The sequence below is a fragment of the Rhodococcus sp. MH15 genome (assembly GCF_019266045.1).
GTDB lineage: Bacteria > Actinomycetota > Actinomycetes > Mycobacteriales > Mycobacteriaceae > Rhodococcus_F > Rhodococcus_F qingshengii.
This window is the reverse complement of record NZ_LPNP01000082.1, coordinates 204,365-217,216: the sequence shown is the minus strand read 5'-3', so window position 1 is coordinate 217,216 and position 12,852 is coordinate 204,365. Positions and strand designations below refer to the sequence as shown.

14 protein-coding genes are annotated in these 12,852 nt (G+C 64.0%); 12 read left to right on the top strand and 2 right to left on the bottom strand.

Features of this window, described 5'->3' with window-relative positions:
• Positions 1-136 precede the first annotated feature (136 nt).
• Positions 137-760, bottom strand: coding sequence for a TetR/AcrR family transcriptional regulator (locus tag ATN37_RS31160; RefSeq protein WP_003942051.1), 624 nt, complete (start codon positions 758-760; stop codon positions 137-139).
• 150 nt (positions 761-910) lie between these two features.
• Between ATN37_RS31160 and ATN37_RS31155 the strand changes: the two genes are divergently transcribed.
• From ATN37_RS31155 to ATN37_RS31125, 7 genes are all read left to right on the top strand, one after another.
• The gene (locus ATN37_RS31155; protein WP_042453006.1) at positions 911-1,549 is read left to right on the top strand and encodes a MerR family transcriptional regulator; all 639 of its coding nucleotides are present in this window, start codon (positions 911-913) and stop codon (positions 1,547-1,549) included.
• Positions 1,546-2,391 carry a thioesterase family protein gene (locus ATN37_RS31150; protein ID WP_042923249.1) on the top strand — a complete coding sequence of 282 codons (846 nt, stop codon included), beginning with the start codon at positions 1,546-1,548 and terminating at the stop codon, positions 2,389-2,391. The genes ATN37_RS31155 and ATN37_RS31150 overlap by 4 nt, the downstream gene beginning before the upstream one ends.
• A 34-nt stretch (positions 2,392-2,425) precedes the next feature.
• Positions 2,426-3,241: a pyrroline-5-carboxylate reductase gene (gene proC, locus ATN37_RS31145; RefSeq protein ID WP_003941923.1), complete on the top strand. Its 816-nt coding sequence runs from the start codon at positions 2,426-2,428 to the stop codon at positions 3,239-3,241.
• A gap of 126 nt (positions 3,242-3,367) precedes the next feature.
• Positions 3,368-3,604, top strand: a complete 237-nt coding sequence (locus ATN37_RS31140) for a helix-turn-helix domain-containing protein (protein WP_003941845.1) — start codon at positions 3,368-3,370, stop codon at positions 3,602-3,604.
• A gap of 244 nt (positions 3,605-3,848) precedes the next feature.
• The gene (locus ATN37_RS31135) at positions 3,849-3,950 is read left to right on the top strand and encodes a 30S ribosomal protein bS22 (RefSeq protein WP_003402602.1); all 102 of its coding nucleotides are present in this window, start codon (positions 3,849-3,851) and stop codon (positions 3,948-3,950) included.
• Between the two features lie 217 nt (positions 3,951-4,167).
• Entirely contained in the window at positions 4,168-5,301 is a 1,134-nt protein-coding gene (locus ATN37_RS31130) for an NAD-dependent epimerase/dehydratase family protein (protein WP_003941967.1), read from the top strand.
• Positions 5,298-6,335 carry a lysophospholipid acyltransferase family protein gene (locus tag ATN37_RS31125; protein WP_042923247.1) on the top strand — a complete coding sequence of 346 codons (1,038 nt, stop codon included), beginning with the start codon at positions 5,298-5,300 and terminating at the stop codon, positions 6,333-6,335. Before ATN37_RS31130 ends, ATN37_RS31125 begins: the two co-directional genes overlap by 4 nt.
• Positions 6,336-6,374: 39 nt before the next feature.
• On the opposite strand, the gene ATN37_RS31120 is transcribed toward ATN37_RS31125, so the two are convergent.
• Entirely contained in the window at positions 6,375-7,370 is a 996-nt protein-coding gene (locus tag ATN37_RS31120) for an HAD family phosphatase (protein WP_003941873.1), read from the bottom strand.
• A gap of 200 nt (positions 7,371-7,570) precedes the next feature.
• Here ATN37_RS31120 and ATN37_RS31115 point away from each other — a divergent pair, with 200 nt between their 5' ends.
• From ATN37_RS31115 to ATN37_RS31095, 5 genes are all read left to right on the top strand, one after another.
• Positions 7,571-7,831 carry a glutaredoxin family protein gene (locus tag ATN37_RS31115; protein WP_003941953.1) on the top strand — a complete coding sequence of 87 codons (261 nt, stop codon included), beginning with the start codon at positions 7,571-7,573 and terminating at the stop codon, positions 7,829-7,831.
• 140 nt (positions 7,832-7,971) lie between these two features.
• Complete coding sequence (locus tag ATN37_RS31110) at positions 7,972-8,859, top strand: redox-sensing transcriptional repressor Rex (RefSeq protein WP_007735314.1); 888 nt, start codon at positions 7,972-7,974, stop codon at positions 8,857-8,859.
• A complete protein-coding gene (locus tag ATN37_RS31105; RefSeq protein ID WP_003941867.1) occupies positions 8,856-10,217 on the top strand; it encodes a glutamyl-tRNA reductase in 1,362 nt (453 codons plus the stop codon). The genes ATN37_RS31110 and ATN37_RS31105 overlap by 4 nt, the downstream gene beginning before the upstream one ends.
• Positions 10,214-11,188 (top strand): hydroxymethylbilane synthase, encoded by a 975-nt coding sequence (hemC, locus tag ATN37_RS31100; RefSeq protein WP_007735311.1) that lies wholly within the window; start codon positions 10,214-10,216, stop codon positions 11,186-11,188. The genes ATN37_RS31105 and hemC overlap by 4 nt, the downstream gene beginning before the upstream one ends.
• A 60-nt stretch (positions 11,189-11,248) precedes the next feature.
• Positions 11,249-12,811, top strand: a complete 1,563-nt coding sequence (locus ATN37_RS31095) for a bifunctional uroporphyrinogen-III C-methyltransferase/uroporphyrinogen-III synthase (protein WP_003941969.1) — start codon at positions 11,249-11,251, stop codon at positions 12,809-12,811.
• The last annotated feature ends 41 nt before the right edge of the window (positions 12,812-12,852 follow it).

Below are 12,852 nucleotides of genomic sequence, written 5' to 3'. Positions count from 1 at the left end.
TCTGCGGATCCACCCCGCGCATCTCTGCTTCTAAGTGTGGACCCGCGACCGTGGGCGCGTCCCGGTTTCGGTGTCAGCCGACAGGTGTGACGTTCGTCAGTTAAGGGCTAATCGGACATGCCGGGAAGTTCAGTGCTCAAGAAGTGACGCCGACGGCTTTCAGGGCTATCTCGCGGTAGAGAACACTGACTTCGCGCGGAGTCTGCGGTCCGTCGAGTCGATACCAGAGGACGACGGACTGACACATTCCCAGTAGTGCACGGCCCGTTCCGGTGATGTCCGGGACCGTGAACTCACCGCTCTCGACGCCTGCCGTCAGTACGTCGACGAGTAGGTTCTCGAGCTTCTTTCGCTTGGCGGCGTAGCTCTTTCGTTCCGCGTCCTCGAGGTATCGCAGTTCGGAATCGAGGAAGGCTATGTCGGAGCGACTGGTCATGTGCAGAACACACGCCTCGACGAGATTGCCGAACTGTGCCGTCGGCGACGGTCCGGCAGCGTCGACCGCAGCGCTCGCGCGTGCGGTGACGTTCTCGATGCCCGGTTCCATCAGCGCGACGAGGATGCCCTGTTTGTTGCCGTGGTGGTAATACAGCGTCGGCACGGTGACACCGGCACGTTTTGCGATGTCACGAACCGACGCTCCGTGGTAACCGAGTTCGTGGAACACCTCGAGTGCGGCGGTGAGCAGGGGAGTCAGCGTCAGTGGTTCCACGATGCGCCACTGTTCGTCGGGCTGAGCCTCCGACTGCAAATCCGTCATTCCGCCTGTTCGCTCCGTTCGGAAATTTCTGGTGGTGTGACTAAAGAAGGTTCAACCCTAGCGCAAGGCGTGTCCTCCTTACCGATGCTCGGCCACCATTGGATAGCATCACTATCCAGTAAACGGTCGAGCGAGTTGGACGGAGGAGCGGTGAAGGTTTCCGAACTGGCCGCACAGTCCGGCGTTGCACTGGCCACTATCAAGTACTACCTCCGTGAAGGTCTGCTGATGCCGGGTGAGCCGACCAGCGCAACGGGAGCGAGGTACGGCGAACAGCACGTCCGGCGACTCGCGTTGATCAGGGCCCTGGCCGGGGCGGGACTCGCGATTCCACGGATTCGCGCGGTGCTCGAACTGGTGGACACTGACGAGCGATCCGAATTCGAGACTTTCGGCCGCGCAATCGCGCAACTACCCCCGTACGTCGAACCTGAACCGGATCCAGAGTTCCCCAGAGCTCGCAAGGTTCTGGAGTTTCTCGGTCAGGTTTTCGAGCCGAGGTACGTGGCGGTCGCGCACCTCGAGCGGGCACTGATCGGCCTCGAGGATGCAGGACTGAGTCTCTCGGACGAGCGCCTGCGCGCCTACGGCGACCACATCCGAGGGATTGCCGAAGTGGAAATCGAGCTGATGCCTACCAGTTCGACCGAGGACGGCATTCGCTATGCGGTCCTCGGAACCGCCATGTACGAACCCGTCCTGACAGCTTTGCGACGCCTGGCGCACCAAGATTTGGCCGCACGACATTTCCCGCAACACCGAGAAAGCACCGAACAGGAAAATCGATGAGCACCAGTCCCTTTCAAGATCTCAATCGCCTCACCTCGCTCGGCGACGGGCGATACACCGCAACGATCGATTCGATCTGGACCATCGGGCCGAAAGTGCACGGCGGCTCCATGATGGCTGTGTGCGCCGCTGCCGCGCGTCGATGTCTGCGAGACGGCGCAGGTGAGAACGACTCGCTTCTGAAGATGCAGCCACTCGCGGTGAGCGCCAACTATCTGTCGGCCCCAGATCCGGGTGAAGTCGAACTGGAGGTGATCGTCCGAAAGCAGGGGCGCCAGGTCGCGTTGTTCGACGTCGAGTTGAGCCAGGCGGGCCGCAGCGCTGTTCGCGCGGCGGTCACGCTCGGATTCCCCGATGACGGCGACCCCACCTTCGTCACGGCCTCGTCGATCGACGACATGTCACCGGAACCGCCGGAGAGTGCGGTGGCAGTCATCGGCGATCACCCGATGGCGCAGGTCGTGCATGTCGGTCAGGGTTGCGACATGCGAATCGACACCACCTCGGCGCACTTCCTGACCGGCAGCCAAGGCGAGGCCGAGGTCAGGATGTGGGTCCGTCCTCGACCCGAGGACGAAAACGACCTCGACACCGCTGTGCTGTTCGCGATCATGGCGGGTGACATCAGCGCGCCGGTGACGATGAACCGCGGCCTGTTCGGGTGGGCGCCGACCGTGCAGTTGACGACGTACCTGCGCCGACTGCCGACGCCGGGATGGCTTCGCGTGCGGGCGAGCTCGGATGTTCTGGGCAGCACGTGGTTCGAAGAGGATCATGCTGTTCTCGATTCGACGGGCGCAGTCGTCGTCCAGAGTCGTCAATTGGCGATGATGCCCCGCTAGGGTCGATCGCTGCGGTCGTGGCAGGCTGTTCGCCATGACAAGAATTGCGATTATCGGTGGCGGCAAGATCGGCGAGGCGCTGATCTCCGGGCTGTTGCAGGCCGGCCACGCCATCAAGGATCTGGTCGTCGCCGAGCAATATCAGCCTCGCGCAGACGAATTGATCGCCGAATACTCCATCCGCGTCAGCACGGTCGCCGATGCCGCCGAGGGTGCGGACGTCATCGTCATCGCGGTGAAGCCGAACGACGTCGAGTCAGCGCTCACGGCGTTGACGAAGGTCGATCTGGACGGCGACCTCGAACAATTGATCGTTTCCCTTGCGGCGGGAATCCCCACGGGATTCTTCGAAACGCGTCTGCCCGCAGGGTTCCCGGTCATCCGCGTCATGCCGAACACCCCCATGTTGGTCGGGGAGGGCGTGAGCGTGCTCTCGCCCGGACGGCACGTCAAGGCCGAGCATCTCGAGCTCGTACGCGGCATCCTCGGCAGCGTCGGCAAGGTGGTCACGGTTCCCGAATCGCAGATCGACGCGGTCACGGCTGTCTCCGGTTCCGGCCCGGCCTACTTCTTTCTGGTCGCCGAAGCGATGATCGACGCGGGAGTCGGTCTCGGCCTGACGCGCCCGGTCGCTACCGAATTGGTGGTGCAGACGATGGTCGGTTCCGCAGCGATGCTCGATCGCACCGGCGACAGCGCGACGGATCTTCGCGCCGCGGTGACGTCACCGGGCGGAACGACGGCTGCGGCACTGCGTCAGCTCGAAGCGGGCGGCCTGCGGACGGCGTTCTTCGATGCCTTGGATGCCGCCAAGTCGCGCTCGGCCGCGATGGGTGCAGCTGCGGATTAGTCGTCCGTTTAGCCACACCCGTCGCTTTAACCCCACCAGTACAGCTAAGCTCGACTTAGTACGTACGTGTCTGTTCCGCCGGAGGGGAAGCCGGCGGCGCGAGTCGTGCTGGAGGTATGTGGATTAATGGTGTCTGCAAACAAGCCGTCCATGGGTTCGTCCCACGACGGAAAGCCGGCAGTGGCCGGCACGCAATTCCTCACTGTTGCTGAGGTAGCAACTTTGATGAGGGTGTCGAAAATGACTGTGTACCGGTTGGTACACAGTGGCGAATTGCCTGCTGTACGAGTGGGCCGTTCGTTCCGTGTACATGCGAAGGCAGTACACGATTACCTCGAAACCTCGTACTTCGATGCCGGCTGACCAGCCGGTTCGAAGAGGATGACCTCGGCGTGAGCCGAGTCGCGGGCACAGCGGTTGCTGTGCCGGAGGCTCGGTTTATGCCGAGTGACTCCACACCGGTACGATGAGTCACTGTCGTACCAGCAAGCTGGTGTCGTAAGGCGCTGAGCTAGTTAAAACGAGGGCCAGGCGCCAATTGCTTGGCGCAGGCGTACGTGACCGGCGTGCGCAGGAACGCTAGAGAAGAACGTGAGGGACACCCGCTATGGGTTCAGTGATCAAGAAGCGTCGCAAGCGCATGTCGAAGAAGAAGCACCGCAAGTTGCTTCGTCGTACCCGAGTACAGCGCAGGAAACTCGGTAAATAAGCAGTACCTGTTGATGCCCGCCACCCCTTCCGGGGTGGCGGGCATCAGCATATTCGGGGGGAAGCGATGTGTGCCACGTCTCATTGGCTGGGCGGTTTGTCTTGAATGGCCGAAATTTGGGTAGTCAGCGCGGGACCCCCTCTGCCCGTAAAATGGGGGAAAATCGCGGGAGGGACGCTTCGGCAGAGCGCGTTTCTACTGGATATGGGGGTACTTGGTGGTTGAAGGTGACAACACTTCAGGGGGCACGACGCCTCGCGTCGTACTGGTGACCGGGGCGAGCAGATTTCTCGGCGGCTACCTGGTGACCAGGCTTGCGCAGAATCCGTCGATCGAGCGTGTCATCGCCGTCGACGCCGTCAGTCCGAGCAAGGACATGATGCGCAGAATGGGCCGCGCGGAATTCGTGCGAGCAGACATCCGCAATCCGCTGATCGGCAAAGTGATCCGAAACGCCGAGGTCGACACCGTCGTGCACGCGTCGACGCTTCAGAAAGCCCCCAAAGCCGGCAGCCGCGCCGCGATGAAGGACATGAACGTCATCGGCGCCATGCAACTGTTCGCGGTCTGCCAGAAAGCTCCGACGGTTCGCAAGGTGGTCCTGCGCTCGGCTTCGGTCGTCTACGGGTGCAGTGCCAAGGATCCCGCTCAGTTCACCGAAGAAATGAGTGCGCGCCGCCGGCCGCCGGGCGGATATGCCCGCGACAGCCTCGAGATCGAGGGATACCTCCGCGGGATGGGGCGTCGGCGCCCGGACATCTCGGTCGGGATTCTGCGGTTGGCGCCGTTGATCGGACCTCAGCTGACTGCAACCGTCGGGCACTACGTCACCGCCCCACTCGTGCCCACCATCGTCGGGCGCAACGCGCGCCTGCAATTGCTCCACGTCGAGGATGCCCTCGCGGCGCTGGAGAAGGCGACCATCGGACACGCTTCGGGTACGTACAACATCGCCGGCGACGGAGTGGTCATGATGTCGCAGGCGATCCGCCGGGCAGGCAGGGTGGAAGTTCCCATGCCGCTCGCTCTGTTCCGCAGCGTCGGGAGCGCGTTGGTGGGGTCGTCCATGAGGCTGTACACCGACGAGCAACTCGAGTACTTCCGGTTCGGCTGCGGACTCGACACCACTCGCATGCGCAGCGAGCTGGGGTTCGAGCCGCGATGGACCACCATGCAAGCACTCGACGATTTCATGCGTGCGATGCAGACGCGCCGGATCATCAAGTCCGAGTGGATCGATCGGGCGGAGAATGCGTTGACCACCATCCTCGGCGGTGACACCGCCGCGGCGGCAACAAGTGCAGACGTGATGCACATGCCGCTGTCGGGACGAAGTGCGGTGAAGGGGTGACTGACGTGGCGAAGGTAATTCCCCTGCGGCCCAGCGCAACTCACACCGGAAAGTCGGCAACTTCCCGTTCGCGTGAGTCCGTCACCGGTGCGGAGCGTGACATCCGTGAACAAAGTGAACGTCGGCATCCGTCCGGAGTGTCCTCGGCGGCCGACCACGGCGGTGAGAGCACGTTCGTCGATTCGGCCAGGTCGGCGATCGTCGACCAGATCGCCTCGGCAGCAGAATTCTTCCGACGTCGGGTGTCGGGCGACTACGAGGTCGACGAGTTCGGATTCGACCCGCATTTCGCGGACAACGTCGTCATGCCGATGTTGCGCCCGTTGTTCGAGAAGTGGTTTCGCGTCGAGGTCAGTGGGATCGAGAACATTCCCCTCACCGGGGGAGCGCTTGTGGTCGCCAACCACGCCGGTGTGATCCCGATCGACGGACTGATGACGTCGGTTGCCGTGCACGATCACCATCCAGCGCATCGTCCACTGCGAATGTTGGCTGCGGACATGGCATTCGAGATGCCAGTGGTGGGTGGACTGGCGCGCAAAGCCGGTCATACGTTGGCCTGCAACCCCGACGCCGAGCGTCTGCTCAACGACGGTGAAGTCGCGGCCGTGTTCCCGGAAGGATTCAAGGGCATCGGGAAACCGTTCAGTGAGCGGTACAAGTTGCAGCGGTTCGGGCGCGGTGGCTTCGTGTCGGCCGCAATGCGAACCGGTGTTCCGATCATTCCGTGCTCGATCGTGGGTTCGGAGGAGATCTATCCCAAAATCGGTGATCTCACCACACTCGCACGCGTTCTCGGTCTTCCGTATTTCCCGGTGACACCGCTGTTTCCACACTTCGGGCCGCTCGGCCTGGTTCCGTTGCCGTCGAAGTGGTACATCGAGTTCGGAAAGCCCATCGTCACCGACACCTTCGAGAGCGGTGCCGCCGACGATCCGATGGTCCTGTTCGAGGTCACGGACCACGTCCGGGAAACCATTCAGCAGACGCTGTATCGACTGTTGGCCAAGCGTCGCAACGTCTTTCTCGGCTGAGTTCGGTCCGGATCGCTGCTCGATCCGGACCGAACCCGCTCAGACGTTCTGTTCTTTGCGCCTGGCGAGAATTGCCGCGAGCGCCCCGCCGACCGCTCCGAGCACCAGCGCCGTCGGTACGCCGATCTTGGCGGCCTTTCGTCCGGTGCGGAAATCGCGAACTTCCCACCCGCGGTTCTTCGCGAGTTCACGAAGATCTGCGTCGGGATTGATCGCCACCGGTGTCCCCACCAACGAGAGCATCGGAACGTCGTTGTGGCTGTCGGAGTAGGCGGAACAGCGCTTGAGATTGAGTCCTTCACGCACCGCCAACGTCCGTACGGCGTGCGCCTTGCCCATGCCGTGCAGGATGTCGCCGACGAGTCGGCCGGTGAAGACGCCGTCCTCACTCTCGGCGACAGTGCCCAAGGCGCCGGTCAATCCCAGTTTCTCGGCGATGACCTGAGCCAGTTCGACCGGAGTTGCCGTCACCAACCACACCTGTTGTCCGGCGTCGAGGTGCATCTGGGCCAACGCCCTCGTGCCTGGCCAGATCTTGTCGGCGATGACCTCGTCGTAGATCTCCTCGCCGAGGCGGGCGAGTTCGGCGGTGGATCGACCGGCCACGAAGGACAGTGCTTTCTCGCGGCCTTCGGCGACGTCGTCGCTACTTTCTCGGCCGGTGACTCGGAACTTGATCTGCTTCCACGCGAAATCCACCAGATCCGAGGTCTTGAGATACTTTCGTGCAGCGAGACCACGGGCGAAGTGGATGATCGACGCACCCTGCACCATGGTGTTGTCGACGTCGAAGAATGCGGCGGCCGTGAGGTCGCGCGGAACGGCCGGGGGCTCTTCGCCGGTTTCCGGTTCTGTGGGGTTGGCAGCTTCGTGCAATGCCAGAGCTGCGTCAGCGCTCGCCTCGCCGGCGAGATTGGCTCGAACTTCCGACTCACTCGGGCCCAGCGGATTCTTCACGTGGCGACGTCCGGGGAGAATGACCCCGGCAAGCCCTGATCCGAATCCGGAGCCGTTCGGTAGTGATCGCGCAGGCACCCGCACCTCCCGTGTTGCATTCTCGAGCAGAGAACTCTTCGAGTCAGCCTATCCTCCGCGATGAGGCCCGATGGGTTGGATGGTGACCTTCCCTGTGGTGTGTGACGTTCCTCTCCGCCGATTTGGCACCGAGTGGGGCTCCGGAGGCACACTCGACCGATCAAGTAGATGGCGTCCCCGTAGAAGAAAGGTATGCGTCGATGACTGCAGCTACGCATGAAGTGACCCTGTTGACACGCGCAGGATGCGCGTCCTGCGTCGGCGCGGCGGAGGTCCTGCGACGGGTCTGTTCCGAGTTCGAGCTGGAATTGACGTGCATCGACGTGGACGAAGCTGCCGCGACGGATCCAGAGCTGAGAGCGGAGTACGGAGACAGATTGCCCGTCATTCTTCTCGACGGACGCGAGCACGGTTACTGGGAAGTCGACGAGGAGCGCCTTCGTGACGATTTACGCAAGTAAGGCAACCCTCAAAGTTGTCCGCGGAGCCGCTTTGCAGGTGAACGGCACATCGAACCCGTCTCGAGCAACTTTGTGCATGGGTTCACAAGCGGTTACCGTGGTGTGAACATTCCCCCGGAGCATCGTGGAGGTCGACAGTCGTGTCGACCGGACGAGGAGCCAGCGACGTGACCGAACCGCACCAGACGCATGAGCCTGTGGCTCAGCGCGTCACCGGCGCTGCGGGCTCTTCCGTCACCGACGCTTCCAGCGCCTCGGTTACCGACCCGATCGCTCAGGATCGCGTCATCCCCCAGGCTACGGTGACGCGCTTGGCCGCATACCTGCGGGTCCTCGGAGTGATGTCCGACCGGGGTACCTCCATCGTCTCGAGCGAGGAACTCGCGCAGGCGTCAGGTGTCGGATCAGCGAAGTTGCGTAAGGATCTGTCGTTCCTCGGACCCAACGGTGTCCGTGGCGTCGGGTACGACGTCAACAGGCTCCGCATCCGCATCGAGCGTGCACTCGGACTCGATCGTGGGCACAAGGTCGTTCTCGTCGGAGTCGGAAACCTCGGCAAGGCGCTGGTCGGCTACGGCGGATTCAGCCGCCGCGGTTTCGAGATGGTCGGACTCTTCGACAGTGATGCAGATCGAATCGGAAGCAGAGTCGGGGATCTCGTCGTGCGCAGCACCGAGGAACTGACCGTCGCCTGCCGTGAACTGAATGCGACCATCGGCGTCATCTCCACACCGGACGAGGCAGCTCAGGGCGTGTGCGACCAGTTCGTCAGCGCCGGGCTGCGCTGCATCATGAGTTTTTCGCCGATCGCCCTCGACGTTCCCGATCACGTGGAACTGCGACGTGTAGATCTAGCCGTCGAGATGCAGGTTCTCTCCTTCAACAGTGCGCGCAATGCCGATCAGGCATCCAGCGCGCCGCGAGTACGAGTGGCTCACGCCGCATCCGCTTCGTCAGTCCCATCCACCAGTTCACCCGCTCCGGTCGGAGCAGGTTCGACAAGAAACGGATCAGTGATCGCGCCGTGAGTGTTCTGCTTGTCGGGGTCTCGCATCGAACCGCGCCCGTCCCGGTGCTCGAGCGAGTAGCTGTCACCGACACCGATCGTCCGAAGCTGATCGACAAGCTTCTGGCGTCTTCGCACATCTCCGAAGCGATGATCGTCTCCACCTGTAACCGGGTGGAGGTCTACGCGGTGGTGGACGCGTTCCACGGTGCACTCACCGAGGTCGGTGAAATCCTGGCCGACCATTCGGGTCTCGACCTGACAGCGCTGCACGCTCACGCGTACGTCCGCTACAGCGAAGCAGCCGTCGAGCACCTCTTCGCGGTGGCCAGCGGCCTCGATTCCATGGTGATCGGCGAACAGCAGATCCTCGGCCAGATCCGTTCGGCCTACGCATCTTCGGATGCGCAGCAGGCCGCCGGACGCGTCGTCCACGAACTGGCTCAGCAGGCACTGCGCGTCGGCAAGCGAGTGCATTCCGAAACCGGAATCGACTCCGCCGGAGCATCAGTCGTGTCGGTGGCTCTCGATCGTGCAGCGGGCATCATCGGTGAGGGCGGCCTGGTCGGCCGCACTGCCGTGGTTGTCGGTGCAGGCTCGATGGGCGGTCTGTCGGTTGCGCATCTCACCCGCGCCGGAATCGCACGCATCGTCGTCGTCAACCGGACACAGGAACGCGCCGAGCACCTGGCAGAGACGGCACGCTCCAACGGCGTCGACGCCGACGGTGTTGCCTTCGATCAGCTTTCGGCCGCGATGGCGCAGGCAGATGTCATGGTCACCTGTACCGGCGCGGTCGGGGCAGTGGTCACCCTGGCGGATGTGCACCGCGCACTCGCCGAGCCCGATCGCGACAACACCAAGCACCTCGTCATCTGCGACCTCGGGCTGCCGCGCGACATCGATCCCGCCGTCGCCGGCCTGCCGGGTGTGACCGTTCTCGACATGGAGACGCTGCAGCGTGATCCAGCGGCAGGCGCCGCCGCCTCTGACGCAGATGCCGCACGCACCATCGTCGCCGGCGAGCTTGCGACCTACCTTGCCGGACAGCGCCTCGCGGAGGTCACTCCGACCGTGACGGCTTTGCGTCAGCGCGCCGCCGACGTCGTCGAAGCCGAACTGATGCGACTCGATTCGCGTCTGCCCGGCCTGGACGATCCGCAGCGCGACGAGGTTGCGCGCACCGTGCGACGCGTCGTGGACAAGCTGCTCCACGCCCCGACCGTGCGCGTCAAGCAACTGGCGTCGGCCCCCGGCGGCGACTCCTACGCAGCAGCGCTGCGCGAACTCTTCGAACTCAGCCCCGGATCTCCCGCGGCCGTGGCCACACCCACCGATCTGGTGGACGGCGACCGCACTGGAAGGGACCTGCAGGCATGAGCGTCACCACCCCTCGATCGGGGAGCCCGCTGCGGATCGGCACTCGCGGAAGTCTTCTCGCGACCACGCAAGCCGGTACCGTGCGCGATGCCCTCATTGCGGCCGGACATCCCGCCGAGTTGGTCATCATCAAGACCAAGGGCGACCAGTCCACCGATCCCGTCCAGAAGATCGGCGTCGGAGTGTTCACGGCAGAGCTTCGAGAAGCTTTGCTGGACAACCGCGTCGACGTTGCGGTGCATTCCTACAAGGACTTACCGACCGCGCAGGACCCGCGTTTCGTCATCGCGGCGATTCCGCCACGCGAAGATCCGCGTGACGCGCTGGTCGCCCGTGACGGTCTGGTCCTCGGGGAGCTTCCGGCCGGTTCCAAGGTGGGAACCTCGGCGCCGCGCCGTGTTTCGCAGCTGAAGGCACTCGGTCTCGGCCTCGACATCGTGCCGTTGCGGGGCAACCTGCAGCGCCGTCTCGGCAAGGTCGAATCCGGTGAACTCGACGCCGTGATCCTCGCTCGCGCCGGCCTGTCTCGTATCGGTCTGCTCGATCTCATCACCGAGAACATCGAGCCCGTGCAGATGCTCCCCGCTCCGGCGCAGGGTGCTCTGGCCGTCGAATGCCTTTCTGCCAATGTGGAATTGGCGGCGATCCTAGCCGAGCACGACGACGCGGGTACCCGGGCGGCAGTTACTGCCGAGCGCGCCCTGCTCGCCGAGTTGGAAGCCGGCTGCACCGCTCCGGTGGGAGCGATCGCGGAGATCGTCGAATCCCTCGACGACGACGGCAGAATCTTCGACGAACTGTCGGTACGCGGCTGCGCAGCCGCCATCGACGGTTCGGACGTCATCCGTACCGGCGCAGTGGGTGCGCCGGACAAGGCCGAGGAACTCGGCCGAGCGGTAGCGCGCGAGTTACTCGAACTCGGCGCCCGAGAGTTGATGAACGTGACTACAGGCGAGGCAGCCGATGTTTGACGCCCCACTTTGCACTTGCACCAAGTTCCCATTTCGATACAGCGCACTGGAGAATCACCGATGACCCGAGTCCGAAAGAACACTCCCGGACGGATCCTGTTCGTGGGATCGGGACCGGGCGACCCCGCCCTGCTCACCGTTCGCGCACGTGACGTCCTCACCGGCGCCGCAATGGCATTCACCGATCCGGATGTCGACAAGGGCGTCGTCGCACTCGTCGGCATCGACATGGGCCGCGACGAGGAGACCGGCGAGCTGATCGCGGACGTGCGTCCGGCACTCGGCGAGCCTGCCGAGGTTGCAAAGACATTGGTGCACGAGGCCAAGAACGGCCACGACGTCGTGCGTCTGGTCTCCGGCGACCCGCTGACCACGGATTCCGTGATCGCAGAGGTCACCGCAGTCGCCCGTACGCAGGTTCAGTTCGAGGTTCTCCCGGGTCTGCCTTCCGGTTCGGCTGTGCCGAGCTACGCCGGCATGGCGCTCGGCTCGGGTCACACCGAGGCCGACGTTCGCGGTGAAGTCGACTGGGCTGCTCTGGCCGCTGCACCGGGACCGCTTGTCCTGCACGCGACGTCCGGACATCTCGCCGAGACCGCCAGCGCGCTGGTCGAGAACGGCTTGGCCCCGCAGACGCCTGCTGCGATCACCGTCCGCGGTACCACTCGTCAGCAGCGAACCGTCGAGGCAACTCTCGCGACGCTCAACGAAGCCGGATCCGAACTGGTGGGCTCGCTCATCGTCACCGTCGGCAAGGTTGTCGCGCAGCGCAACAAGATGTCGTGGTGGGAATCGCGCGCTCTGTACGGCTGGACCGTCCTCGTGCCGCGCACCAAGGATCAGGCCGGCGAGATGAGCGACCGTCTGGTCACTCACGGAGCGATCCCGATCGAGGTTCCGACCATCGCCGTCGAGCCGCCTCGCAGCCCGGCTCAGATGGAGCGTTCGGTCAAGGGACTCGTCGACGGTCGCTACCAGTGGGTCGTCTTCACTTCCACCAATGCTGTTCGCGCAGTGTGGGAGAAGTTCGAAGAGTTCGGCCTCGACGCTCGCGCCTTCTCCGGTGTGAAGATCGCCTGCATCGGTGAAGCAACCGCAGCCAAGGTGCGCTCGTTCGGCATCAACCCCGAGCTGATCCCGACCGGTGAGCAGTCCAGCGAAGGCCTGTTGGCCGAATTCGCCCCGTACGACGACGTTTTCGATCCGGTCAACCGGGTTCTGTTGCCGCGGGCGGACATTGCGACCGAAACCCTCGCAGAGGGCCTGCGCGAACGCGGTTGGGAGATCGACGACGTCACCGCCTACCGCACCGTCCGGGCAGCGCCGCCGCCGGCCGAGACCCGCGAGATGATCAAGACCGGTGGATTCGACGCCGTCTGCTTCACCTCGTCCTCGACCGTGCGCAACCTCGTCGGCATCGCCGGCAAGCCGCACGCCCGCACGTTGGTCGCGTGCATCGGCCCGAAGACGGCCGAAACCGCTATCGAGTTCGGTCTGCGCGTCGACGTGCAGCCCGAGACCTCGCAGGTGGGACCGCTGGTGGAGGCTCTCGCCGAGCATGCTGCTCGTCTGCGCGCCGAAGGTGCTTTGCCGCCCCCGCGCAAGAAGTCTCGAAGGCGCTAGCGCACCCGTGAGCGGTTGAGGAGTCTGTGGACTCCTCAACC

What these genes read in the sequence shown, in the direction of transcription:
- ATN37_RS31095 (WP_003941969.1), top strand. Translation starts at nt 11,249, where the DNA reads ATGACCCGAGTCCGAAAGAACACTCCCGGACGGATCCTGTTCGTGGGA.
- ATN37_RS31135 (WP_003402602.1), top strand. Translation starts at nt 3,849, where the DNA reads ATGGGTTCAGTGATCAAGAAGCGTCGCAAGCGCATGTCGAAGAAGAAG.
- hemC (WP_007735311.1), top strand. Translation starts at nt 10,214, where the DNA reads ATGAGCGTCACCACCCCTCGATCGGGGAGCCCGCTGCGGATCGGCACT.
- ATN37_RS31150 (WP_042923249.1), top strand. Translation starts at nt 1,546, where the DNA reads ATGAGCACCAGTCCCTTTCAAGATCTCAATCGCCTCACCTCGCTCGGC.
- ATN37_RS31115 (WP_003941953.1), top strand. Translation starts at nt 7,571, where the DNA reads ATGACTGCAGCTACGCATGAAGTGACCCTGTTGACACGCGCAGGATGC.
- ATN37_RS31140 (WP_003941845.1), top strand. Translation starts at nt 3,368, where the DNA reads ATGGTGTCTGCAAACAAGCCGTCCATGGGTTCGTCCCACGACGGAAAG.
- ATN37_RS31160 (WP_003942051.1), bottom strand. Translation starts at nt 760, where the DNA reads ATGACGGATTTGCAGTCGGAGGCTCAGCCCGACGAACAGTGGCGCATC.
- proC (WP_003941923.1), top strand. Translation starts at nt 2,426, where the DNA reads ATGACAAGAATTGCGATTATCGGTGGCGGCAAGATCGGCGAGGCGCTG.